Annotated in this window: 18 protein-coding genes; 3 read left to right on the top strand and 15 right to left on the bottom strand. The window is 61.6% G+C overall.

What is annotated here, in order from left to right:
- Positions 1-23: 23 nt before the first annotated feature.
- A complete protein-coding gene (locus OOZ48_RS07625) occupies positions 24-1,271 on the bottom strand; it encodes an MFS transporter (protein ID WP_269497036.1) in 1,248 nt (415 codons plus the stop codon).
- 119 nt (positions 1,272-1,390) lie between these two features.
- On the opposite strand from OOZ48_RS07625, the gene OOZ48_RS07620 reads away from it, so the two are divergent.
- A complete protein-coding gene (locus OOZ48_RS07620) occupies positions 1,391-2,020 on the top strand; it encodes a dienelactone hydrolase family protein (RefSeq protein WP_269497035.1) in 630 nt (209 codons plus the stop codon).
- A gap of 16 nt (positions 2,021-2,036) precedes the next feature.
- Here the strand turns inward: OOZ48_RS07620 and OOZ48_RS07615 are convergent, their stop codons facing one another.
- From OOZ48_RS07615 to OOZ48_RS07605, 3 genes are read right to left on the bottom strand one after another with little or no spacing between them, the layout of a single operon-like run.
- Positions 2,037-3,125, bottom strand: coding sequence for a lipocalin-like domain-containing protein (locus tag OOZ48_RS07615; RefSeq protein WP_269497034.1), 1,089 nt, complete (start codon positions 3,123-3,125; stop codon positions 2,037-2,039).
- Positions 3,125-5,623: an ABC transporter permease gene (locus OOZ48_RS07610; protein WP_269497033.1), complete on the bottom strand. Its 2,499-nt coding sequence runs from the start codon at positions 5,621-5,623 to the stop codon at positions 3,125-3,127. Before OOZ48_RS07610 ends, OOZ48_RS07615 begins: the two co-directional genes overlap by 1 nt.
- Positions 5,624-5,632: 9 nt before the next feature.
- A complete protein-coding gene (locus OOZ48_RS07605; protein WP_269497032.1) occupies positions 5,633-6,331 on the bottom strand; it encodes an ABC transporter ATP-binding protein in 699 nt (232 codons plus the stop codon).
- Positions 6,332-6,607: 276 nt separating this feature from the next.
- On the opposite strand from OOZ48_RS07605, the gene OOZ48_RS07600 reads away from it, so the two are divergent.
- The gene (locus tag OOZ48_RS07600; protein WP_269497031.1) at positions 6,608-7,786 is read left to right on the top strand and encodes an MFS transporter; all 1,179 of its coding nucleotides are present in this window, start codon (positions 6,608-6,610) and stop codon (positions 7,784-7,786) included.
- A gap of 64 nt (positions 7,787-7,850) precedes the next feature.
- Here the strand turns inward: OOZ48_RS07600 and OOZ48_RS07595 are convergent, their stop codons facing one another.
- Positions 7,851-8,501, bottom strand: coding sequence for an SGNH/GDSL hydrolase family protein (locus OOZ48_RS07595; RefSeq protein ID WP_269497030.1), 651 nt, complete (start codon positions 8,499-8,501; stop codon positions 7,851-7,853).
- Positions 8,502-9,399: 898 nt separating this feature from the next.
- Here OOZ48_RS07595 and OOZ48_RS07590 point away from each other — a divergent pair.
- Positions 9,400-9,765 carry a hypothetical protein gene (locus OOZ48_RS07590; protein ID WP_269497029.1) on the top strand — a complete coding sequence of 122 codons (366 nt, stop codon included), beginning with the start codon at positions 9,400-9,402 and terminating at the stop codon, positions 9,763-9,765.
- A gap of 316 nt (positions 9,766-10,081) precedes the next feature.
- Here OOZ48_RS07590 and OOZ48_RS07585 read toward each other — a convergent pair whose 3' ends face one another.
- The 10 genes from OOZ48_RS07585 to OOZ48_RS07540 all read right to left on the bottom strand — a co-directional run bounded on the left by OOZ48_RS07585 (position 10,082) and on the right by OOZ48_RS07540 (position 23,640).
- Complete coding sequence (locus OOZ48_RS07585; protein WP_066459929.1) at positions 10,082-10,390, bottom strand: hypothetical protein; 309 nt, start codon at positions 10,388-10,390, stop codon at positions 10,082-10,084.
- 30 nt (positions 10,391-10,420) lie between these two features.
- Complete coding sequence (gene tnpC / locus OOZ48_RS07580) at positions 10,421-11,713, bottom strand: IS66 family transposase (RefSeq protein ID WP_269497428.1); 1,293 nt, start codon at positions 11,711-11,713, stop codon at positions 10,421-10,423.
- A gap of 117 nt (positions 11,714-11,830) precedes the next feature.
- The gene (gene tnpB, locus OOZ48_RS07575) at positions 11,831-12,190 is read right to left on the bottom strand and encodes an IS66 family insertion sequence element accessory protein TnpB (protein WP_269497028.1); all 360 of its coding nucleotides are present in this window, start codon (positions 12,188-12,190) and stop codon (positions 11,831-11,833) included.
- Positions 12,190-12,495: an IS66 family insertion sequence element accessory protein TnpA gene (gene tnpA / locus OOZ48_RS07570; RefSeq protein WP_269497027.1), complete on the bottom strand. Its 306-nt coding sequence runs from the start codon at positions 12,493-12,495 to the stop codon at positions 12,190-12,192. The genes tnpB and tnpA overlap by 1 nt, the downstream gene beginning before the upstream one ends.
- 273 nt (positions 12,496-12,768) lie before the next feature.
- Positions 12,769-15,807 (bottom strand): RNA-directed DNA polymerase, encoded by a 3,039-nt coding sequence (locus OOZ48_RS07565; protein WP_269497026.1) that lies wholly within the window; start codon positions 15,805-15,807, stop codon positions 12,769-12,771.
- Positions 15,808-15,896: 89 nt separating this feature from the next.
- Entirely contained in the window at positions 15,897-18,287 is a 2,391-nt protein-coding gene (locus OOZ48_RS07560) for a restriction endonuclease subunit S (RefSeq protein WP_269497025.1), read from the bottom strand.
- Positions 18,280-19,320 (bottom strand): PDDEXK nuclease domain-containing protein, encoded by a 1,041-nt coding sequence (locus tag OOZ48_RS07555; protein ID WP_269497024.1) that lies wholly within the window; start codon positions 19,318-19,320, stop codon positions 18,280-18,282. Before OOZ48_RS07555 ends, OOZ48_RS07560 begins: the two co-directional genes overlap by 8 nt.
- The gene (locus tag OOZ48_RS07550; RefSeq protein ID WP_269497023.1) at positions 19,317-20,795 is read right to left on the bottom strand and encodes a type I restriction-modification system subunit M; all 1,479 of its coding nucleotides are present in this window, start codon (positions 20,793-20,795) and stop codon (positions 19,317-19,319) included. Before OOZ48_RS07550 ends, OOZ48_RS07555 begins: the two co-directional genes overlap by 4 nt.
- 25 nt (positions 20,796-20,820) lie before the next feature.
- On the bottom strand, positions 20,821-23,211 hold the full coding sequence (gene hsdR, locus OOZ48_RS07545; protein ID WP_269497022.1) for an EcoAI/FtnUII family type I restriction enzme subunit R: 2,391 nt from the start codon (positions 23,209-23,211) through the stop codon (positions 20,821-20,823).
- Positions 23,212-23,322: 111 nt separating this feature from the next.
- The gene (locus tag OOZ48_RS07540) at positions 23,323-23,640 is read right to left on the bottom strand and encodes an HVO_A0114 family putative DNA-binding protein (protein ID WP_269497021.1); all 318 of its coding nucleotides are present in this window, start codon (positions 23,638-23,640) and stop codon (positions 23,323-23,325) included.
- Between the last annotated feature and the right edge of the window lie 218 nt (positions 23,641-23,858).

Genomic DNA, 23,858 nt, shown 5'->3' with positions numbered 1-23,858 from the left:
CATCGCCCGCGCGCCGGCGGCGCCTATCGCCGCACGGGCGCCACCGGACCGGGCATGAACCGCCAGACGATCAGCCACCCCAGCGCCTGCACCGCGATCAAGGTGGCGACGGTCCCCTGCCATCCGCCGGCCTCATAGGCCATGCCGCAGCCCCAGGCGCCCACGAAGCCGCCGCAATAATAGGTCGCGTAATACAGGCCGCTGGCCAGCGAGCGGCCATGAGTGATCCGGCGGGCGATGAAGCTCATGGTGGACGACTGCGTGACGAATATGCCGCAAGCGGCCGCCGCCAGGCCCGCCACGATACCCCAGGACGACTGAACGAGCGAGCCCAGCACGCCCACCATCGAAACAGCCACGGACAGCAGCACCGTACCGCGGGCGCCGATGCGCGGGATGAGGCGCCCGGCCAGGGGCGTGACGAACGCGCCCAGCAGATACACGCTGAAGATATTGGCCAGCCCGCCGGGACTGAAGTGGTAGGGGGCGGCCGCCAGGTGCAGATTGACGTAGGTGAACATCCCGACCAGGGAAAACAGGACCGTGAATCCCAGCGCGCAGGCCACCCGCAGATTGGGGTTGCGCAGCAGTTGGCCCAGCGTCGCCATCCCGCTGGAAAAATGCGCATTGGCGACGAAGTGGCGCGAGGCGGGCAGGCCCCGCCACACCAGCCAGGTGCCGGCGAAGTTCAGCAGGGCCATCACGCCGAAGGCCGTGCGCCAGGCCATGAATTCCGTCAAATGCCCCAGCAGGAAACGGCCCATGAAGCCGCCCAGCACGGTGCCGGCGACATAGCCGGTCATGACCCGCACCATCGAGGTCCCGCGGAATTCCTCGCCGATATAGGCGATGATCACCACCGACACGCCGGGGACGGCCAGTCCCTGCAGAAAGCGCAGCACCCACAGCCCCTGGATGGTCTGCACCTGCGTCATCAAGGCCGTCGGGATGGCCAGCGCAAACACCGAGGCCACCACCAGCCACTTGCGGCCCATCGCGTCCGACAGCATGCCGATGAAGGGCGAGATCAGGGCCACGGCCAGCACGGTCATCCCCACCGCATTGCCGATCTCGACCACCGTGGCGTCCAGGTCCTGCTGCAGCTGCGGCAGGATCGACTGCACGGAATACACCTGCAGGAAGGCGAAGACACCGACCAGCCCCATGGTCAGCATCAGGGTCGGCGTCAGGCGATGATAATCGTCCGGACCGGCGGGCCGGCCGGCGGTCCCGGGGCGCGCCGGGCGCGCGGACAGATGAATCTTGAACATGGGGCGGGATCGTATCCTTCGAGGGGGGCGCAGCGGAAACCCGGCGGTGCTTTACCGGACCGCCAGGCTCACATAATATGATTTTTCACCATTGCCGTTCACCGGCCGGGAGACTCACCATGCCCCGCTTGACCGCCAAGGCGGCCGGCAAGATCCCGGGGGTGGTGGTGGTCCACGAAAACCGCGGGCTCAACCCCTACATCGAGGACGTGGCGCGGCGCCTGGCCAAGGCCGGCTTCATGGCGCTCGCGCCCGACGGCCTGAGCTCGAAAGGCGGCTACCCGGGCAACGACGACAAGGGCCGCGAACTGCAGCAGCAGGTCGATCCGCAAAAACTGATGAACGATTTCTTTGCCGCCGTCGAGTTCATGCCTACGCTGGCCGGGGCATCCGGCAAGACCGGCATCATCGGCTTTTGCTATGGCGGCGGCGTCGCCAACGCGGCGGCCGTCGCCTACCCCGAACTGGCGGCCGCCGTGCCGTTCTACGGCATGCAGCCCCGTCCCGAGGACGTGCCCCGGATCCAGGCGCCCCTGCTGCTGCACTACGCCGGCAACGACGAACGCGTCAACGCCGGCTGGCCGGCCTACGAGGCGGCGCTCAAGGCCGCGGGCAAGACCTACGAGGCGCACATCTACCCCGGCGTCAATCACGGCTTCCACAACGACTCGACGCCGCGCTACGACCAGGCCGCGGCCGAGCTGGCCTGGCGCCGCAGCATCGATTGGTTCCAGCGCTACCTGGCGTAGCGTGCCGTTCGACGCTTCAAAAATCCAGCGGCCGCCAGTACCCGGTCAATTCCAGGTAACCGCGGCCGACCCGACGGCCGCCGCGCAGCGCCGACACTGCGCCCTCCCAGTACACCGCCCCGGTACTGGCGCGGGAATCCAGCTCCTGGTCATCCATCAGGGGCTCCAGTTCCAGCACCAGATCGCCCGCACGCACGCGCATGGACACCGGATACTCGGCGCCCGTCCGGGGCGATCGCCACCGCCGCCGCGGACTGAATTCGATCTGGTCGGGCCGCAGCACGGTCGTGTCGCCGTCCGCCCGGCGCACCGTCCCCCCCGCCCATAGCGCCTTGCCCGCGCGGTCGCGGATCCGGAAGGCCATCGCCGCGCCGCCATCGTCCAGGTTGATGCCGGTCCAATCCCAGCCGACGCCGTCCGCGGCCAGCACCTCGGAGGACCATTCGTGGTCCAGCCAGGCGGTACCGCTGACCGCCGTGCGCGCATCGCCGCGCGTCACGTGGCCGCCGACGGCCAGCTGCGGCCGGCTGTAGTAGTAGCTGGCCTGCGCCGGCCGGCTGCCCTTGCGGCTGTAGCCCGCGTCGCCCTCCAGCAATATCGGGCTGGTGGGCGTGAATGCCAGATCGAGGGTGAAATCGCGCGCCGGGATGCGGCTGCGGTAGGTGCCGTCCGGATCGCGCGCCAGCGACCAATCGCCGATGTGCACCCGCGTGTCGCCGACGGCGGCCTCGGCCAGGCCAAAGCCCGCGCGCGCCGAGCGTTGGTCGTGCAGCAGGCTGCCCACCGCGGGATCGGCGAGGGCCGCATGGGCAAAGAGCAATTGCCCGGGCGCGAACCGGCTGGGATTGCGCGTGTCCAGCGGCGGACGAGAGCGAAAGAAGGTCAGCTGAAACCCGATCGGCGGCCCCTCCGCCGCCTGCAGCCAGCCCGTGACATACCACCATTCGGTGCGGAACGCCGGATGTGCGCCATGGTCCTGCGGGAACCGCAGCGCCTGGCCAGGCACGACGGCCGGATAGTCGGGCAGGTTCCCGGCGGGAGGCGCCGCCTGGACTGTCAGCAACAGCGTCCACGACAGCAGGCAGCCGCCCAACAGGCGCCTCATCACCAATCCTCCCGCACGGCGCGCACGGCGCCCGCCGACATGGCGCGCCGGCCGCTGGCCAGCGCCGTCAGCGAGGCGGCCGCGACCAGCGCCAGCAAGGCGGTGACGAGCAGGCCCCACGGCATGTGCATCGTCATCGTCCAATGAAAAGACTGCGGATTGACGACGGTCACCAGGACCAGCGCCACGCCCCAGCCCAGGGCCAGGCCCACGGCGCCGCCCAGCGCGCCGAGCATCGCGCCCTCCAGCGCCAGCATTGCCCCGATCTGGCCGCGCGTCATGCCGATGTGCCGCAACACGCCGAATTCCCGCGCACGCGCCAAGGCCTGCGCGCCGAAGCCGACCCCGACGCCGAACAGGCCGATGACGATCGCCACGGCCTCCAGCAAATACGTGACTGCAAAGCTGCGGTCGAAGATCCGCAGGCTCAGGCCACGGATCTCGCCGGGGGTCCGGAATGCCAGGCGGTCCGCGTCGGGCAGCCGTGCCCGGATGGTGGCGATCGCCTCGGCGACATCGATGTCCGGCGCCAGCCACAAGGCGGCTTCCGTCGGCCGGCGCTCGCCCGTCATCCGGTATGCATCCCCGGCATCGATGACGATGGCGCCGTACTGGCGCGCATAATCGCGCCAGACCCCCGCCACCACGAAAGCGTGCCAGCGGCCCGCCAAGGGCAGCTCGATGTGCTGGCCCGGGGCCATGCCGTACAGATCCGCCATCGCCTCGCTGATCCAGGCCCGCGGCGGCCCGTCCGGCGGCGGATCGACGGCTGCGCCGACCAGGGCCAGCCTGGCCTCGGGATGCCGCGCATCGATGGGCCGGATGATGAGGTCGACGGGCGGCCGCTGCGGGTCCAGCGTCAGGCGATCGGTCTGCGTGAACTCGACGCGCGCCACGCCTGGCGCCGTCTCGATCAGCCGCCGGTCCTGGTCGGACAAATGACCGGCGGCCGTGCGCAAATACAATTGCGCCGGCACCACGGTGTCGAGCCATTGCCCGAAGGACACGCGGAAACTGTGCACCATGATCGCCATGGCCGCCATCAGGCTGAAGCTCACCACCACGCCGGCCAGGCCGATCGCCGCGCGTCCAGGCGCCGCCGCGGGTTGCGCCAGGGCCAGGTAAGGCACGACGCGGCGCGGCCGGGGCGCATGGCCGAACACCCCGTGCGCCACCCAGGGCATCCAGAGTATCGCCGCCACCAGCCAGGCGGCGATCGCCAGGTAGGCGGGAATCGGCAGCCCACCCACCGGGCCGGCCTGGGCCAGGATGATCCCCGCAGCCGCCAGGGCCGCGGCCGGCCAGGGTGAGCGCAAGCGCACCAGCGAGGCGTCCTCGTCGCCGGCCTTGAGTGCCCGCGCGGGCGGCGCGCGCGAGGCGTCCCACGCGGGCGCCAGGCCGCCCAGCACCGCGGCCGCCGTCCCCAACAGCGCAAACATCAGCGCCGCCGGCGCCGAAAACCGCAGCGCCGGACGCAGGCCCGGGAAATAGCCGGCTCCCAGGTCGCCGCCGTAGCGCAAGGCGGCCCCCGCAAAGGCCGCGCCCAGCGCAATGCCCAACAGCGATCCCGTCACCCCCAGCAGCAGGCTTTCGGCCAGCACCAGGCGGCGCACACCGCGGCGCGTCATGCCCAGCGCCCGCAGCAGCGCCAACTGGGCGCGCCGCGAGACCACCGACAGGGCCTGCCCCGAGAACACCAGGAACGCGCCGGTGAACAGCGCCACCAGCGCCAGCACATCCAGGTTGACGCGATAGGCCCGCGACAGGTTCGAGGCCACCTGGCCGGCGTCCTCGGGCGTGCGCACCGCCACTCCGGGCGGCAGCAGGGCCGCGATTGTCCGGCGGGCGGCCTGCGGATCCACGCCGGGACGCAGCCTGAGGTCGATGCCTTGCACCTGGCCCAGGCGTCCGAAACGCCACTGCGCGGCCGCGATGTCCATGACCGCCAGGCGGGCGCCCCCTATGGAAACCGTGCCCGCCACTCGCAGCGAGACCGTGGCCGAGCCCGTGTGCGCCTCGAGCCGGCCGCCAGGCTCCAGGCCCAGCCATGCCAGGGCCGCGGGCGACAGAAAGACGGCCTCGGGGTCCAGCGTATCCAGCTGCGCACCCGAGCCCTCCGGTGCGCGGCCGATCAGTCCCGGGTTGACCGCCCGGGCCCGAAACACGTCCACGCCCAGCAGTTGCAGGGGCTCGCGACGCCCCGGCAGCGCAAGTTCCGCCTCCACGATCGGACTGGCGGCGGCGACCTCGGGCAAGGCGGCCAGGCGCGGGTACAGATTTTCATCAAAGCCGCTGCGCGGCCCGCGCACCTCCAGGTCGGCCTGCCCGGCCAGTGTGCGCACCGCCTGCGAAAACTCGGCCAGGGCCGCATGGTTGATCAGATACACGGCGTAGCCCATCGCCACACCGATGGCGATCGCGGCCACGCCGACCAGCGCACGGCCCGCGTGGGCGCGCATCTGGGCGGCCAGCAACACACGGACGAGCGGCGGCACCATGACCATGGCCTACACCGGCGGGCGATCCGCGGGATCGTGGGGCGCCAACCCCTGAGCGGTCAACCGCAACACCCGGTCGGCACCGGCCGCGGCGGCGGCCGAATGGGTCACCAGCAGTCCCATCGTGCCTGCGGCGCCATCCTCCTTGATCCGCCGGCGCAACAGGGCCAGGATTTGCGCGGCGCTGTCCTGGTCCAGGTTGCCGGTGGGTTCGTCGGCCAGGATCAGGCGGGGCCGATGCACCAGCGCCCGCGCGATCGCCACCCGCTGCAGCTCGCCGCCCGACAGCTCGCGCGGCAGGCTGGCGCCGCGCCCGTCCAGGCCGACCTCGTCCAGAGCCGCCTGGACGCGCCCTCGCGCCTCGCGCCGGTCGATGCCGTTCAGCAGCAGGGGCAGCTCGACATTCGCGGCAACGTCGAGCTGCGGCAGCACATGGAACGCCTGGAACACGAAACCCATGGCGCGCCGCCGCAGCCGCGTCGCCCCGTCGTCATCCAGCGCATGGACATCCTGGCCGTCGAGCACGATCCGCCCCTCGTCGGGCCGGTCCAGACCGGCGATCAGGTTCAGCAAGGTCGATTTGCCGACGCCCGACTCGCCCATGACGGCCACATATTCCCCGGCCCGCAGCTCCAGGCCGAGGCCGCGGAACACCGTGCGCGCCTGCGCGCCGCCGACCGTCTTGACCACGGCGTCCAGCACCAGCATGAGGTCCTCCTATCGATCCCGGTTCCTGCCGGACCATTGTACGGGCGCCGCGCCGCACGTCGGGTTTCAGGGAGCGGCCCGCGTCGATCCGCCGCCCGCGGTCGCTATACTGCATATGCCGAGCCCAGCCCCGCCATAGGGGCCGCGGGATCGACCCGATGGCCGCGTCGGCGGCCATGGAGCAGCTCAACGAGGTCCCCATGAGGCGAAGGGTGGCGCGTATCGTTCAACAGCACGCAGGCCGGCTCCCGGCCGGCGCCGGCCGGGCCTGAACCCATGGCGGGCACGCCAATCCGAGTCGTCGGCGCCTTGGGCACGGCCCAAACGCTGGCTTGGGCCTCCTCCTATTACCTGCCGGCCATGCTGGCGGTGCCCATGGCTGCGGACCTTGGCCTGTCGGCCCCGACGGTCTATGCGGCCTTCTCGGGAGCCATGGTCGCCTCGGCCCTGGCCGGCCCATGGGCCGGGCGGGCGATCGACCGCCGCGGCGGCCATGTCGTCCTCAGCGCCACCAGCCTGGTGTTCGCGCTGGGCCTGGCCGCGCTGGGCCTCGCGCAAGGCCTCTGGACGATGGTCGCCGCCTGGCTCCTCATCGGCGTGGCCATGGGCGCCGGCCTGTACGAGGCCGCGTTTTCCTGCCTGGTGCGCCTGTACGGACCGCAGGCCCGCGGCGCCATCACCGGCATCACGCTGATCGCCGGATTCGCCAGCACCGTCGGCTGGCCCCTGTCCGCCTGGATGGACCTGCAGTTCGGCTGGCGCGGCGCATGCTTCGGCTGGGCCGTCTTGCACCTGCTGGTGGGGCTGCCGCTGAATGCCTGGCTGCCAAGGGCGCCCGCCCCGGCGAAGCCCGACCTCCCGCCGGCCGACGATCCGAGGCCCGAGGCCCCGCCCCCCGCCGCAGGGGCGCAGCGGCTGGGCTTCACCAGCGCCCTGCTCGCCTTTGTCTTCGCGGCCACCTGGTTCATCAGCACGGCCATGGCCACGCACCTGCCCCGAACGCTGGAGGCAGCCGGCACGACGCTCGCCACCGCGGTCGCCGTGGGCGCACTCATCGGCCCTGCACAAGTGGCGGGCCGCCTGCTGGAATTCGGCTTTCTGCGGCGCGTCCACCCCCTGCTGTCGGCGCGCCTGGCGGCCCTGGCGCACCCCGCCGGCGTGGCGGTGCTGCTGACGGCGGGGCCGGCGGCAGCACCGGCCTTCGCCATCCTGCACGGCGCCGGCAACGGCATCCTGACCATCGCCAAGGGCACCCTGCCGCTGGTGCTCTTCGGCCCCCGCGGCTACGGCGAGCGCCAGGGCTGGCTGATGATGCCCGCCCGGGTCGCGCAGGCGCTGGCGCCGCTGCTGTTCGGATTGGCGCTGGACGCCTGGGGCGCCCAGGCCCTGTGGCTGTCCGGCGGCATCGGCCTGGCGGCCTGCGGCGCACTGATGGTGTTGCGGATGCGGCCTTGATGTCGGCCTGCGCCTTTCAGGCTGCCCGGCTTTTGCCGGGGCGCCTCAGGATGACGGCGACGCCTCAGCAGTCGGCGTTGGCCAGCAACGGCTGTACAGCGTCCGCCAGCGCCCGGCCGAGGATCCGGTGCTGTTCAAGGTCGAGATGAACGCCATCCAACGTGCTGGTGGTCGTCACACTGCCGGCATCGAAGAAATGGCAATCCGCCTCCTCGCAAACCTTGCGATACGCGGCGGCCAAACCGACGCACTTCATCTCGCCGCCTGCGAACTTCGGCGCGATCGGCCCTTTCGGCGCCTGCAATGCCGGTGGCGCCACCACGAGAATGTCCGGCACGGGCATGCCGGGCTCGATGGGCGCGGAACGAATCGCGGCAATCAAAGCAAGAATGCCTTGAGACGAATGCCATGCGTTGTGCGCATGCATGGACTGGAAATCGTTGGTGCCCAGCATCAGGACGACCAGCGAGAGCGGCGAGTGGATTTCGATCCGCTGCGCCAGGCCGACCAGGCCGTTGCGGCCCGGCTTAAACGGATCGTCCCATACGGTGCGCCGGCCATTGAGGCAATCCTCGATGACACGGACTTTGCGTTCAGGGGTAGTGAGGCGGGTCTCCATGACACCCGGCCAACGCTGCTCGAGCAGCAACCGTTTCCGCGTCGTGGGGATGATGCCCCAGGACAAGGAGTCCGCATAAACCAGGATGTGCTGCATGGCTGCCTCCGCGATGTTGGAAGATGACATGGAGATTCTATAAGTTGAGCATCAATCATCGGAGGGAAGCCAGCGGGCACTCAGCTGGAAAATCCGGCACACCTGCACCAAGGTACTGTTAGCCGCTTGATTTTATGTGACCTTGACTGTAGTTTTGGACAGTGGCTCGCGCACTTCGTAGCAGTCATTTTTCGTGCTTGAAGCTCCACTCTGGCCCTTAAGAAATCTATCCTCGGGCACACGTAAACGCTAGCACCAGCGCATTAGTGGCAAGACGATGCCTTCCTGGGCCTCATGCTGCGAAGGAGGTTCGACGTCGAGGAGAAGAAAAAGGCTGCATCCCCAGTGCAGGTTTAACCTATGAGGAGAGAACAATGATGCAAAATTTGGAAGGGAGTATCGGGCCTCTCGTGACAATTCTAATAGTCGTACTCACGGCTCTGTGGATTGCCCTACCGTTTGCCGTATTCGGCAAGAAGCCACTCGATGCCATCTTGGTGGAGCTGAAGAAACGGAACAGGGTGGATCGGTGATGAATGATGAGGACAACTCCGGCCTCTAAGGCATCCTGACTGAGTGCTTGCTGTTGAAGGCCTACTTCAAACCAGAAAGTAACTGAATATTTTTTATTAATATGAATGTGTGGACTGACATGATGAGACTTAAGATTATTGGTGCCGCCTTGCTTGTCATCCTGCTACAAGCATGTGCATACAAGGGACAAATCCAGAGCGTAAGCGGCGCTGCAGAGGTCATGCCTACGCGTCATATCGACGCTGACGCAGCTGTCAGAATCGATCCTGAACTATCCGAGATATCCAAGAAAGTGAGCATCGGATTTGTGTGTGGGGCCCATAACTACACCATTGCCCCGGGGTCCGCAGTGTCCGAGTCCATCATGCGCACCCTGGACCCAGCCTTCAGATCCATATCGCGGGTTGAAACGCGGGAAGAGAGGCCCGGCGCCTATTTCCTCGATTTCAAGCTTGATGAATTTTCCCCGAGATTAAAGTTCAATCCGGGGTTCTGGATGGCCACACCAGAATCAACAGCCGAGATATCCATCCGAGTCAGTGCATTCAGGCCCGACGGGACTCCCGCCATTCGGACGACAGCGCGTGGACAGGGACATCATGAAGACGGTGCGGGCAGCTGCGACAAAGGAATGGATATTGTTGAAGAAGCCACGCGGGAGGCTGTGCAACGAGCAATGGAGGATTTGGCACAAAAGCTCATCAACAGCAAGGCCCTGATTGAAGATTAGGCTCAGAGTACCTTCGCTAGATGATGAACCACGACTTCCCGCTCAGAACGACTCTTTGGCGCCACATTGTGAATGATCTTTTTGTACCCGCTTTCATACCCGCTTTTGAAATTCCGCCCCATCCTCATGCGGTCACCAATTCCTTGTCAACCTGACGCAGGCGGTAGGGGCGAATCAGCACCTCGGCGGGCAGCTTCAGGCCCTCGGTCAGCTTGCGGATCATTTCCAATGACAGGGGGCGGACACGGTTCAGGGTAAGTGCGCCATAAACCCCATGGTTTTCTGCGGGGGCGGTCGGCGGTAAAGTTCTCAAGTCTCAGCGGCCGGGTTTACGCAGCAATCCTGGCGAGACTTTCCAGAGCATCTCGTCGTCGGTGCGCAGACTCACCGTTTTCTTATTCAACCGCAGAACCGTGCCATGTTTTTCCATACCATCGTTCGCTATAAAGCTGACCCGATCGCCCTGGGCAAACTGCGCCAACTGCACCGTGCTCCTGGCCTGATCCAGCAGATTCAGCCGCTCGACCACCATGCGGTTCAGGTATCGCAGATCGGCTTCGCTCATATGGCGCAAGGCCTCGGTGAACAATTCACGATCCAGAAGGGTTTTACGCTCGCTCGTCATGTCACAAGGGGGGATGGGACGCGACTACGTTCACGACGATGCGTGGCGCAGCGAGGCCGCGTCAATGGCTTGTACCGCCAAGGTTTCAAGAGCCAGATTCCACGGCAACAACGCCTCGTAGTCTTGCACCGTGCGGGCGCGGGGCAATTCGCACAGCACCGTGCGCAACCACGTATAGGGCTCCCGCCCATTGGCCTTGACCGTCTCCACCAGCGAGTAGATCAGTGCACTGGCGTGCGCGCCCGCCGGCGTGCTGCTGAACAGCCAGTTCTTTCGGCCCACCACGAAGGGGCGGATGGCATTCTCGCAACGGTTGTTGTCGATGGGCAGGTCGCCGCGCTCGGTGTAGCGTGTCAGCTTGTTCCAGTATCTGTCCAGATAGGCCAGCGCGCGGCCCAGCGCCAGGCCAGGCACGACCTGCGGGCGTGTCTTATCCAGCCAGGTCCGCAGCTCGGCCAGCACCGGCAGGCTATGTGCCTGGCGGGCGGCAAGGCGCTGCGCGTCGGCGCCGCTCTGGCACTCGCGTTCAATCCGATACAGTTTGCCGATCAGCGCAATGGCCTCATCGGCCCGCCCGCGCTTGCCCTTGCCCTGCACCTTGGCGGCCTGGACAAAGCCCCGGCGCGCATGCGCCCAGCACACCAGGTGCTCGACACCGTCGCTGCGGCCCAGCACATGCTCGAAGCGCGCCAGCGGCAGCCCGTCCACATACTTGACCGTCAGCAGCATCGCCAGCAGATCGCCGCTGGCATTGCTCTTGGGCAAGACCTGAGCGGGCACCGGCGCCGTCACCGGCGCGGCGTCGCCGCCCGGGCAGGCGTAGCGTTTGCGCACGTGACGCAGCACCCGCACCTGCATGGGGATGATGTCCAGCTGTTCGCTCACGTCTTCACCGATCTGGACCATGAGCGTGCCGCAGGCGCAGGTGCGCTCGGCTTCAGGCACTTCATGCACGATGTCGATGCGCGGCAACTCCACCGGCAGCGGCTGGCGCCTGCCGCGCGCGACAGGTTGGCGCGGCGCGCTGACCGAGGGCTGGGCGCTCGGTAGCGGTGCGAGCTCATCGGCCTCGGTCGTCTGGGCGCCCAGCGCATCGGCCTCATCGAACAGTCGAAACTGCGTCGAGAGAGCTTCGCTGCTGCGCCCGAACTGGCGGCGCCGACTGAGCACCAGCTGCTCGAACAACGCCTGGACGCGGGCGACCAATTGTTCTTGCAGCTTGGCTTCGTAGCGGGCTTCGTATTCGGCATCCATCTGCTCGCGCAGCCGGGCTTCGAGACGCGCCTGCAAATGGATTTCGGCATGCGCCTGGATATCCCGCATCAGGCGTTTAAGCCCAGGCGTCACCGTCACGCCATACTTGGACGGATCGATTTCCGTCAAAGCGATAGCGGGCATGGCGGGGGCTGAAGTCATGCCCGCCATTTTACCTTTTATGCCCTATGTCGTGGCCGCATAATGCAAGGTTTTATGCGGCTGATGCGCCCATAAATCGAAGCCTTCGAGCAGCCATTCCAACTCCTGCATCGTCAAGGTGCAGGTGGGCTGCTCTTGGGCTAACATCGGCCAGGCAAAACGCTGTTTCTCCAGCCGCTTGTACCACAGGCAGAAGCCATTGCGATGCCAATACAGCGCCTTGATCTTGTCGCGCTGGCGATTGATGAACACAAATAGCGCATCGCCAAACGGACTCATCTCCAGTTGCTGCTCGACCAGCGCCGACAAGCCCCCAATCGACTTCCTGAAATCCACCGGCTCGCGACACAGGTAGACGCTGCCTATGCGGCTGCCCGGGTGCATCAGCGCACCTGGCGCGAAACCGCCGCCGTCACTGCCGACAGCCACCAGGCCGGCGGCAGTGCACCGAGCTCCAACCGTACACCGGGCGCCAGCCAGACGGTACAGCGCTGGGCGACCGTCTCTTCTTTGACTTGTACCGGCACCAAGGACACAGTCGGTGACCGTTGAACGGCTGGCTTCAGGCGCCTGCGCCAGTAATACAGCGTCGCCGCCGAGATCCCTTCGCGCCGCGCATACGCTTGCGTGCTGATACCTTCGGCTTCGATCGCGGCTAAATGCGCGGCCCAATCCTTGGTGTCTGTCATCGGTCAATCCCAAAAAGTACGATGGCAGAACTATGCCCTTGGCAAGAAACTCAGGGAAGAATGGGGTTTATGGCGCACTTACCTTACATCACTTACGGAAAAATAGGCGATCTCCCAGAAAATGAGACCCAGAGGCCATTTTTTGAGAGATTTTGGAGTGAGGGATAACTATATTTACAATGGAATCAATGTGTTATCTATATTTCAGGAGCGACGACGTCGATCTATCTGGGAACCTGAAATTCAACGAGATAACCGAGCTGATGTTCAGAGTTACACACTATCACCCGTAGGCAACACTTTGCGTTGGTAGTCCATCGCATCGTTGAATCCATCCGGCACCGGCTTGAATGGTTTTCCTGGTGAACGGTGACTGCTTTGGAATTGACGCAGAGCTTGCACATCGATTTCGCCAATCACGCAGTAGTCCGTGACACCACCTTTGACCCGCAGCACATCACGCTTCCAACTGTCCTTGTAAGGGGCACGGATACGGCTGTCGCCGTACTGTCTATCGTTGCATTGGATGATATAGGCGTGGATATCCAATGCTGCGGATTCAACCAATGCATTGAAGGTTTCGGTATCTGGATTCCATTCCGGCACGAACAGCACATCCACCTTGCCACGCAGATCAGCGCGATAGCGAATGTTGGTTAGTTCACTGCAAATCAACATGGTGAAGCGTAAGTCGCCGTGCTGAATGATGGGCGGTTTTTTCCACGCCTTTTCCGGCTTCATTTCCAAACCAGCCAGGCGCTGTAACTCCTGCTCTTCATGTAGGGCGGGCCGCTGCTTGTCCTGACGGTAAATCATCAGCGAGGGAAAGCCCAGACCGTCGTGGGACAGCGCCGCCCAAACCTGGTTGCGGACCCGCGACTTGCTGGCGTGCAGGTATTCGATGCCGGTAATCAGCGAAATTCCTCGACCTTGCAGCTTGCGAGCGATACGGATGAACCAGTGCGCGGGCAGTGCCAGCTCTGGCAGGATCAGGTAGCGGCTGTCTCTGGGCTGGGCAATTACGCCATCCAGCAGGCGACAGAGGCGAACATAGCGTTCGGCATCGGGATCCGGCATGCGCATCACACTGGCTGTCCAGCTATCCAGACTTGTTTGCCAACTGGATACGGCAATACTGTATTTCCTTGGGGTTACACCATCTGGTATTTGCAATACGTTGTTTTTATCGAAGAGAGGCGTTTTCTCTCCTAGTTCAAAGCCACGCACCGACAACACTACCGCCTGCATGTCGTCCTGTGTCGCCTCTGAATAGGCATGGCGATTAAGGATAAACAGCTCAGGCAGATTAAAGGGCCGAGTCGCGAACGGCAGCCCCTGTGGCAAACGCTTGAAGCCGATCCACTGGGCAAGTGTCTGCGCGCCCTCGAGTACAGCGCTAGGCAACAACTCGGCAGCTTTGTCGCAACCTACAACGGTCTTTTTGGCAGGGATACCGCGCTGTGCCACCATTTCCTTCGGCAGACCGATGAAGCGGAATGGCAGATGCGCAAGGTCAAGCGAGAATAGGCGGGCCTGCTGTGTTTGAAAGCCTTTGACGGATAACGGCCAGGACAGAAAGGCATCAAGGTCGATGACGGGATGACAGTCGGCCATATAGGTTTGCCACGCCAGCTTGCCCGCTTTGGACAAGCGAGGTGGGAATGCGGCTGCGATGCTTTCTCGGATGCCGGTAAAGAGCTGCCCTTTCCAGCGCCCCAGCATCTCCGCAGCGTTCGGTCTATCCTCCCCTTCGGGCCACGCTTTTACACCGATGTCGCATTGGTCCTGTACCTGCTGGCAGAGTCTCTGTAGCGCTTCGATGATCCGGCGTAGATCCGCAAAGTCTTCACAGGCCGTGGCGAGGCGAATGACCCGGGGCAGATAGACAGCCAGGTCGAAAAACTGCGGTAACACGAGCACGTGCTGGATGAAGGCACGGAAGAACGCACGACGATGTGCTGTCCAGGCTTCGGGCAGCAGATCGCGTTCATATGCTTCGAAGTCGCGCAGTTTGATGGCAAAACCAGCCCGACGCATGGTCAGCGCATCCGCCTTGCGCAGGTTGTCGGCAGCCTCGCCGTCGCTTTGTGTGGCGGCTAACAGATCTGTGCCGACATGCGTGGCAGCCCGAGGCAATCGTGGCATGGCCCGCCACTCGCTGGCGCGTTCGTGAATCTGATGAGCAATGGCGTCCACCAAAGTCTTGCCCGTCTCGCCTGCCAGGATGAATACCTTGTTCTTGCCATTGGCGAAATGCACCTGGCTTTTCCCTTCACCTTCGCTGAGGTACGTCGGCTTATAACCAATCTGCTTTTTGCCTTGATCCACCCAGCCTAACGTCTTCTGCGACCGTTCGAACAGCCATTCCCACAGCAACGCCGTCGAAGCAAAGTTCGCGCCGTTTTCCATGACCAGCAAGATGTCATCGACGTAGCGCCCGTAATAGATGGGTGCAACCTGTTGCTCTATACAGCGATCCAGCTCAACCAACGCCATGTTGGCGACAATGGCCGATGCTGGCAGCCCCACGGGTAGGCCCTTCTTCAGCGGTGTTTCCGCTGCCCATGCCTGCAGGGCACGAATGAACAAGCGATGGAGCTTGACTTGGAATTCCGTTAGTTCAAGTTTCAGTACATCGGTGACAAAATCCGGGTTGAGCATGAAACCAGGATTCAGTTCGTGATAGAAGGAACTGACATCCGCCGTTAATGCCACAATCTTTTTGTCAGCATCCAGCGCGGTACGCATCGCGGCAATGCCCTTGTCACGCCAGTCGCGAAAGGGCTTCAGATAAGGCTGGAACGAACCAAGCGACAGCTTATTGATGCCTTTGCCATCTTGAGTGCGGCGCAAACGGTTGCCATATGCGCACTCGCTCAATCTTGCATCGAATAATTGCCCGACTTCCAGCATCCATAAGGTGGAGAGCACATGAAAGTCTAGGCTGCATCGGGCCATTATTCGGAATTCGGCTTTAGGCTTTTCTGGCAGTTCCTTCTCCGTCAAAGCGTCCAGCGCATGTTTCCACTCATCAGTAGGTGAGGAGAAAATCAATCCACTGCCATTTTCTTTCTTATGCTTCTCCCAGCAGTCCATTTCCACAGATTTGGTGGCTAGCATCCAAGTGCCAATGAACTCCGGTGATGTCACCCAAACCTCATCCTCGCCATTGATCTTGTCTTGCAGCACAGAAAGGTTGGAGTGCAAATTTTCTTCATAACTCGCAATTGCATCCAACGAAGCATGAGACGAATAGTAGAGATCCACTTTAGCTTTGCGATAGGCAAGGCCCAGATATTGCAGGTTGGTCATTTGGTCATCTCATTACCGGCTTGAGTCTTCTTTTTCGGGCACCTCCCAGTCTTGCGAACGTGCCTCTCCCTGCCATGCAAAATTCACCGTTAATCAAAGCCCAATCTTGATTGCTGCACGGTTCTCGGTGGCAGTCCTTGAGGAATGATGTTCTCTCTGCGCAGCCAATCAAGCCATCGGCCAAGCTCGGCTGGGGTGAAGCGTGCTTTGCGTTCGTGCCAGTTTTCGCGAACATCGGAGATGATCTGCGTATCCGTCGGTTGAGCGCCGTCGATCAGAAAATCGTTCCAGACGGCGAAAAGCGTGGCGATGATTTCGACCTCTTCGGTCTTCTTGTCTGCCAAGGCGTAGATCAGACGGTCAAACTCAGCCTTCTGGCCGGACGTCATCAAGCCTTCAGCTTTCGCCGCAGGCTCCGACAACGCCGACAAGCAGCGGTACTCCGTCTTTATCCTGCCGTTGGCCAAGGTCTTTTCATTGACCTCGAACCAGCGCTTGCCTTGACCTTGCCGCTCGAAATCATAAATCCAAGTATCCAGTGGCCCGGCAGCTTCACGCTCGGGTTTCAGATCCAGTTCCAAGCCTATGTACGCTTGCGCCAGGTACATTACCTTGGCGGCAGCGGTTCGACCGAAGTATTGGGCGTTGGCGAGTTTGCTGAATGCATAGCAGCCGATGTTGGCTCGGTAGGTTGCTAGGTCAATGACTTGGGCTGTTGAAAGCGATGCTGGCTGTAGCTGTTCCGCAGCGTTGCTTTGCGATTGTGCATTAATCAGAGCATTCAGTAATTCGGCTTGCTTACTAGTTACGGCGTCGACCTGTTGATCCAACGAATCGCATAAATCCATCAGTTGATCGACTTTGGCGACGATGCGGTGCAGCTCGGAAGATGGGGGAAGTGGAAATACCAGTTCATTGATAATTGCAAGGTTAATATTTTTCTGTGCAGTTGATGGCGCAAAGCGCTCCAGATCATCTTTGGCAACATCAATAAATACCTTCACAAGCTTAGACAGGACAGGATCTACAGATAGAAATGCAACCACGCTATCAGGTATGCACGCATCCATTCCCAAGAATCCGGTCTCGGCAATATTTGCTGCAATCGTTATGCACAGCGTTTTCTTTTCCCACAACCGACTTTGCTGTAGTCCGAAATCGTTGTAAAAATTTCCGCAAGTCAGTATCTGGTCTTTTGTTTTCTTCGCACGTGAGACATCACCTGTTTGGACAAATGGATAGGTTCCACCTTCAAATAGACGTTTGTCATTCCTAGGTCGATGCTTAGATTTCCCACGTTCGAATGAACCAACACTGCCTAATCTTACCCAATCCCACCCCTGTGGCAACGCATACGGCACTTCTTCTAGTTTGATCGGTGGCAAGGGCTTGGGCTTCTTGATCTTGCCTTCCTTTACTAGCCGCTGTTTCTCGGCTTCGATCTCTTTCAGCAGTTCGCTGGCGGGCTGGTCGTCCGGGTTTTGCGGGACGAGTTTGCCCATCATCGCCAGTTGCAGGATGGCCTTGCGGAGTTCGGCGACGTTTTCCTTGACGGTGTAGAGTTCGCCGAAGTGTTCGGCGAGGAAGGTCTGAGCGCGCTGATGCTGGTCGGGTTTGGCGATGTTCAGCAGTTGCTTGATGGCTGTGGCATGAACAGTCAGGCGCGCTCCCTGCTGTGCAGTACGCAGTTTTTCAAGTTCATCGCAACGCGCCATCAGTTCGTCGATTTTGGCGACGATTCGTTTTTGCTCTGCTAGAGGCGGCAGAGGAATTAAGTGATTTATGACAGTAGATGTATTGAGCTCAATCTGATTGGTGGTGCCCGACGCAGAGGTTTCGATGCCTGCTTGAACCCCCGGGCTCTGAATCCAACGCCAGAGGAATTTATTATTAACACTTAGAGCGCGAACAATAGTGACGTGTGAGTCTGCTACAAGCTCTGTGCTATTCAGATCATATGGAACAAGGCAGGCCCGGCCTATCGTTCCAGTGCCAGTGGAATTCCAAAGTAAATCACCCCCTTGCAAAAAACGTAGGGACTCATACTTCTCCAATGATTCAGGATCTATATATCGAGCCGGTTCTATGTCAAGGCCATACCAGCGCACGCACTTTTGCGATATGACTCTGTGGGTCGAAAAATCTACGTAGCTTGGCCCCTTTCCCCGCTGGATATACGAGGCGATCGCCCCGAGCCTCACCCACTCCCATTCCTGCGGCAATGCATACAGCTTCTCCTGCTCCGTCACCGGCGGCAAGGACTTGGGTTTCCTGATCGTGCCCGTCTTCACCAGCCGCTGTTTCTCGGCTTCGATCTCTTTCAGCAGTTCGCTAGCAGGCTTCTCGTTCGGATCTTGCGGCACCAGCTTGCCCTGCATGGCCAGCGTCAGGATCAGCTCGCGCAGTTTCTTGATGCCATCGGGGGCGGCAAAAGCGGTGTCGAAGTGCCTTTCCAGTAATTCGGCAGTGTGCTTATTCATGCTCGCCTCCCAGTTCGCGCTCGATCTGTTCGATGCTGGGCAGGCTGGTTTGTAGTTCTTCAGGCAGGGATTCGATCAATTGGTATTCCGCCACGCCGATGGGCTGGGTCTTGTCGCGCAATGTGTATTCGGCCACCACGGTGTTCTTGCTCTTGCACAGCAACAGACCGATGGTGGGGTTGTCCTGTTCGGCCTTGACCTGCATATCGACGGCGGTGAGGTAGAAGCTCAACTGGCCGAGGTGTTCTGGTTTGAACTTCTCGGCTTTCAGTTCAATGACCACATAGCAGCGCAGCTTGAGGTGGTAGAACAACAGGTCGATATAGAAGTCGTCACCACCCACTTCCAGATGGATCTGGCGGCCGACGAAGGCGAAGCCCGCACCCAGTTCCAGCAGGAACTGGGTGATGTGCTTGACCAGCGCTGACTCGATTTCCCGCTCGTTGGCTTCCTTGCCGACATCCAGGAAGTCGAACAGGTAGGGATCCTTGAGGGCTTGCCGAGCCAGATCGGTTCCCGGCGCAGGGAGACGGTCGGCGAAGTTGGTGATCGCCTGACCTTCCCGCTCCAGCAGGCGGGATTCGATATGAATTTCCAATGTGGCGCGCGACCAGCCGTGTTCCACGGCACGCTGGGCATAGGCCAGGCGTTGTTCTGGCTGCTTCAGCCTGGCTAGCAATACCAGGTTGTGGCCCCAGGGCAATTGTCCAACAGCCTGTTGGACAATTGCCTCGTCCGGCCAGGCGTCGGCGAAGGAGCGCATGTACATCAGGTTGGCGCGGGAAAAGCCCTTCATCTCGGGAAAGGCTGTCCTGAGGTCGTGCGCCAGCCGCTCGATGACCTTGGCCCCCCAGCCCTGCTCGGCCTGCCGTTGCAGGATGTCACGGCCGATCTGCCAGTAGAGCTGCACCAGTTCGCGGTTGACGGCCAGCGCGGCCCGTTGCTGGGCACCATGGATGCGGTTTTTCAGTTCGCCCAACCAGTTGGCGTAGCCTTCGGGGGCCGTAACGAGAGACACGGGCTTGTCGCTCATTCCGCGCTCCCACTGGTGACCTTGAGCGCAGCCAGCAGTTCCGTTTTCAATGCCTGTTGGGCGGCCTGCAACTGGCGGGTGATGTCCTGGTATTCGGCCATCAACGCGTCTGGGTCACCAACTTCGACAGCCACCTCGTGCGGGTTCTTGCAGTCCAGGTTGTAGTTGCGAGCGGCAAGATCCTTGGCCGAGACCTTCCAGGCATGCTCGGTGGTCTTGCGTCCCTTGCGTTGTGGGCCGCCCCACCAGGTTTTCTCGCGGTCGAATTCCTCAATGGTCAACGACTTGGAACGGGAATAGCTCTTATAGCCTTCCGGGTAGGGGTGTTCGAAGAACCATACGTCCTTGGTGGGACCGCCCTTCTCGAAGAACAGAATGTTGGTGGCGATGCTGGTATAGGGAGCGAACACGCCTTTGGGCAGGCGTACGATGGTGTGCAGGTTGAACTCTTCCAGCAACTCCCGCTTGAGCGTAGTTTTCACCCCCTCGCCGAACAGGAAACCATCCGGCAGCACCACGGCGGCGCGCCCGGTATCGTGCCTGAGCAGGTGCATGATCAGCGCCATGAACAGGTCGGCGGTCTCGCGGGTCTGGTGCTTGGCGAGGAAATTCTTCTCGATGCCATCCTCTTCCATGCCGCCGAACGGTGGGTTGGTGATGATGATGTCCACCCGGTCGCGTGGGCCATAGTCCTTGAAGGGGCGAGAGAGCGTGTTGTCGTGGCGGATACGGGTGGGCACGTCGATGCCGTGCAGCATCATGTTGGTCATGGCCAGCATGTGCGGCAAGGGCTTCTTCTCGACGCCGTGGATATTTTCTTGCAGCAGCTGGTTGTCATCTGGCGTCTTGACCTGCTTCTTGAGGTGCTCGATGGCGCAGGTCAGGAAGCCACCCGTGCCGCAGGCTGGGTCGAGGATGCTTTCGCCGAGTTTCGGGTCGAGGATATCGACCATGAACTGCGTGACCGCACGCGGGGTGTAGTACTCGCCCGCGTTGCCAGCCGACTGCAGGTCGGCGAGGATTTTCTCGTAGATATCGTTGAACAGGTGCCGGTCGCTGGACGAGTTGAAATCCACGTCCTCTTCAATGGTGTTGATCACCTGGCGCAGCAGCGTGCCGGACTTCATGTAGTTGTAGGCATCCTCGAACACCGAGCCGATCACCCGGCCTTGTGCGGACACGCCCGCCTTGGTGGCAAGCTGTTTCAAGGAGGGAAAGAGGTCGTTGTTGACGAAGTCGATCAACTCTTCACCGGTCATGCCTTCCGGATCCTTGGCCCAGTTGCTCCAGCGAAAGCGGCTTTGCAGCGGCGAACGGTAGCTGGACTGGGTCAGTTCCCACTCCTGTTCTTTGTCGTCGAAAATCTTCAGGAACAACAGCCAGCAAATCTGGCTGATGCGCTGGGCGTCGCCATCGACGCCGACATCCTTGCGCATGATGTCCTGGATAGCTTTGATGAGAGTTGCAAGTGACATGAATACTTCCTGGGTCTAGTTCTGGTCAGGCACGGTAGAGCTCACGCTCGAGCTCGCCCACGGCCTGTTGGTATTGGGTCTTGCCGCCAAAGGCACGCACCAGTTCGATCGGTGTGCCCAGACGGTCGAAGGGAGCGATGGCGAGGATTTGCGTTTCCTCGATGGCAGCCACGCCTTCGTCGGCATATTTGTCGAGCAGGGCTTCGAGCACCTTCTGCGCTTGATCGCCGTACTTGGCGAAGTAATGGCGCTTCTTGACCTGCTCGGCCCGCTCCTTGCGCGTGAGCGGGGGTTGATCCCAGGCCACGTGGCATAGCAGATCGAAGGGGTCGAAATCCTTGCCGGATTGCTTGTCCACCTCGTCGGCCAAAGCCTCGAAGAAGATGCCTTGATGAGCCAACTCGTCGATGACGGCCTGCTTCTTCTCGGCCTTGCTCCAATGGCGCAGGAAATCGTCGAGCGACGCGAACTCCTTGGCCAGGGTGTTGCGGGTGTAGTCCTTCAGGGACTCGGTGATAAGTTTGCCGTTGGCGTCGAAGTACTGCACCCGTTCGGCCACCACCTTGACCTCGACATTGGCGACAACGTAACGGCGCACGCTGCTGTCTTCCTCGCCTGGCAGCGGTTCGGCTACACCACCGGGGGACGTGGGGTAGTCGTCCGGCTTGGGATAGGTGAATTCATCGTCAGGCGACACCTCCCCATCTTCTTCATCTGGAGGAAGCGGCGGCTCGCCTGGGCCTGGCTCATAGATCTGCACGGGATCGCCATCGAAAGCCGGATCGGCGAACAGCTCGGTCGCCTTCTTGAAATCGAGGATGGTGAACCAGTACTTGTCGAAGTCCTCGTTGATACGCGTTCCGCGACCGATGATCTGCTTGAATTCGGTCATGGACTGGATGCGCTGATCCAGCACGATGAGCTTGCAGGTCTGGGCATCGACGCCCGTGGTCATCAGCTTGGAAGTGGTCGCGATAACGGGGTATTTGCTTTCCGGGAAGATGAAGTTATCCAACTCCATCTTGCCTTCCTCATTGTCGCCGGTGATGCGTACGACATAGCGATGGTTCTGCGCCACCAGGTCGGCGTTTTCGTTGACCAGCGCCTGGCGCATGCGTTCGGCATGGTCGATGTTGTCGCAGAAGACGATGGTCTTGTCGAAGCGGTTGCTGGCTTTCAGGTATTCGCTGATCTTGCGCGCCACCACGTGCGTGCGCTGTTCCAGCACCAGCGTCTTGTCAAAATCACGCTGGTTGTAGATACGGTCTTCGATCTCGTTGCCGTGCTTGTCGAGCATGCCCTTGTCGGGGCGCCAGCCGGTCAAGTCCTTGTCTAGGTCGATGCGCACCACCTTGTAGGGCGCGAGAAAGCCATCGTCGATGCCCTGGCGTAGCGAGTAGGTGTAAATGGGCTCGCCGAAGTAGTCGATGTTGGATACGTCCTTGGTTTCCTTGGGCGTAGCGGTCAGGCCGATCTGTGTGGCGGAATGGAAATACGTCAGGATCTCGCGCCAGGCTGAATCTTCGGCTGCGCTGCCTCGGTGGCATTCGTCGATCACGATCAGATCGAAGAATTCCGGGCTGAACTGCTTATAGATGTTCCGTTCTTCTTCGTTACCGGTGACGGCTTGGTAAAGCGACAGGTAGATTTCATAGGACTTGTTGGCCTGACGCTTCTGGATCTTGGTCATCGCTGCGCCGAACGGCTTGAAGTCGTTGGTCATGGTCTGATCGACCAGGATGTTGCGGTCCGCCAGGAACAGAATGCGTTTCTTAGCACGCGACTTCCACAACCGCCAGATGATCTGGAAGGCGGTATAGGTCTTGCCTGTGCCCGTGGCCATCACCAGCAGAATGCGCTTCTGTTCTTTGGCAATCGCCTCGATGGTCTTGTTGATGGCGAGCAACTGGTAGTAACGGGGCGTCTTGTTGCTGCCATCGCTGTAGTAGTCCTGGGCTACCAAGACCTGTTGCTGTGTGCTCAGCCCTTGATGCTCTGCCCACCATTGCCACAGCGAATCGGCACTGGGGAACTCATCCAGGCTCAGTTCGCGCTCGATAACACCGTCCTTGGCGATCTTGTTGTGGAACAGGAAGCCATCTCCATTGCTGCTGAATACGAAAGGCACTTGCAGCATTTCTGCATAGCCGAGGGCCTGTTGCATGCCCGAACCGATGGCATGCTTGTTGTCCTTGGCTTCGATGACGGCAATGGGCAGGTTGGGCTTGTGGAACAGCACATAGTCGGCGCGCTTGTACTGACCACGTGTGTGCAGTTTGCCGCGCACGATGATGCGCCCCTTGGTCAACAGGAACTCTTCTCGCACCTGGGTCAGGACGTCCCATCCGGCCTTTTCTAACGCTGGCGTGATGAACTTGGTGCAGATGTCGCGTTCGCTGAGCGTCTGCTTATTCATAGGATGTAGTTCCTTCCATGCTGCCTTTCCCCATTGTTCCTGCCTGTCGTTCGGTGCTCGACGCGCGACCTTGTAGCTGTGTAGCGACGTCATCCTCTTCGTCCATGACACTCAATCCAACACAACCAGAAATTCGGTTGCTAACGCAGTCGGCTGAACATCGCGAACATTGCGCTGCAGTGAAACCAGTCCGTAATCGGCCATCGTCTTCAGAGTGCGAGACAGGTTTGGCACCTTGCGGCCACTGAGTTCAGCCAGCTCCGTCAAAGACTTAGGCTGCTTGTTATGGATCAGATGCAGCAGACGGCGGTTGTCATCCGATAGCACGGCCGCCAGCGACGCCAAGGATGGGAACCAGATGCTGGGAACCTCACCGCCCTGCTGGGGTGGGTGATCCAGTTGCCGAACACCGACAATGCAGCGTTTCATGCGCATAAGTCCAAAGACACGTTGACTTACAATGATATCATCCACTGATAAGCATTACCGAACAACCAGGGAAACCTTGATGCGGCGACACACAATGGGGTAATCCAATAAAAATTACCTCAATACCCCAAAGTGACTACCCCATTCCCTGCGTTGATCCTTCGGCAAAGGCAAAGGGCAAGGGAATGGCACCCAAGGGGCAACGGCCCTACCCAGAA

Source organism: Castellaniella sp. S9 (assembly GCF_027257175.1).
Lineage (GTDB): Bacteria > Pseudomonadota > Gammaproteobacteria > Burkholderiales > Burkholderiaceae_B > Castellaniella.
This window is presented reverse-complemented; position numbering and strand designations above follow the sequence as displayed.

Excerpts from the sequence above, each read along its gene's own strand:
- OOZ48_RS07625 (WP_269497036.1), bottom strand. The coding sequence starts at position 1,271 with ATGTTCAAGATTCATCTGTCCGCGCGCCCGGCGCGCCCCGGGACCGCC.
- OOZ48_RS07620 (WP_269497035.1), top strand. The coding sequence starts at position 1,391 with ATGCCCCGCTTGACCGCCAAGGCGGCCGGCAAGATCCCGGGGGTGGTG.
- OOZ48_RS07615 (WP_269497034.1), bottom strand. The coding sequence starts at position 3,125 with ATGAGGCGCCTGTTGGGCGGCTGCCTGCTGTCGTGGACGCTGTTGCTG.
- OOZ48_RS07610 (WP_269497033.1), bottom strand. The coding sequence starts at position 5,623 with ATGGTGCCGCCGCTCGTCCGTGTGTTGCTGGCCGCCCAGATGCGCGCC.
- OOZ48_RS07605 (WP_269497032.1), bottom strand. The coding sequence starts at position 6,331 with ATGCTGGTGCTGGACGCCGTGGTCAAGACGGTCGGCGGCGCGCAGGCG.
- OOZ48_RS07600 (WP_269497031.1), top strand. The coding sequence starts at position 6,608 with ATGGCGGGCACGCCAATCCGAGTCGTCGGCGCCTTGGGCACGGCCCAA.
- OOZ48_RS07595 (WP_269497030.1), bottom strand. The coding sequence starts at position 8,501 with ATGCAGCACATCCTGGTTTATGCGGACTCCTTGTCCTGGGGCATCATC.
- OOZ48_RS07590 (WP_269497029.1), top strand. The coding sequence starts at position 9,400 with ATGCGCACCCTGGACCCAGCCTTCAGATCCATATCGCGGGTTGAAACG.
- OOZ48_RS07585 (WP_066459929.1), bottom strand. The coding sequence starts at position 10,390 with ATGACGAGCGAGCGTAAAACCCTTCTGGATCGTGAATTGTTCACCGAG.
- tnpC (WP_269497428.1), bottom strand. The coding sequence starts at position 11,713 with ATGCGGGATATCCAGGCGCATGCCGAAATCCATTTGCAGGCGCGTCTC.
- tnpB (WP_269497028.1), bottom strand. The coding sequence starts at position 12,190 with ATGCACCCGGGCAGCCGCATAGGCAGCGTCTACCTGTGTCGCGAGCCG.
- tnpA (WP_269497027.1), bottom strand. The coding sequence starts at position 12,495 with ATGACAGACACCAAGGATTGGGCCGCGCATTTAGCCGCGATCGAAGCC.
- OOZ48_RS07565 (WP_269497026.1), bottom strand. The coding sequence starts at position 15,807 with ATGACCAACCTGCAATATCTGGGCCTTGCCTATCGCAAAGCTAAAGTG.
- OOZ48_RS07560 (WP_269497025.1), bottom strand. The coding sequence starts at position 18,287 with ATGAATAAGCACACTGCCGAATTACTGGAAAGGCACTTCGACACCGCT.
- OOZ48_RS07555 (WP_269497024.1), bottom strand. The coding sequence starts at position 19,320 with ATGAGCGACAAGCCCGTGTCTCTCGTTACGGCCCCCGAAGGCTACGCC.
- OOZ48_RS07550 (WP_269497023.1), bottom strand. The coding sequence starts at position 20,795 with ATGTCACTTGCAACTCTCATCAAAGCTATCCAGGACATCATGCGCAAG.
- hsdR (WP_269497022.1), bottom strand. The coding sequence starts at position 23,211 with ATGAATAAGCAGACGCTCAGCGAACGCGACATCTGCACCAAGTTCATC.
- OOZ48_RS07540 (WP_269497021.1), bottom strand. The coding sequence starts at position 23,640 with ATGAAACGCTGCATTGTCGGTGTTCGGCAACTGGATCACCCACCCCAG.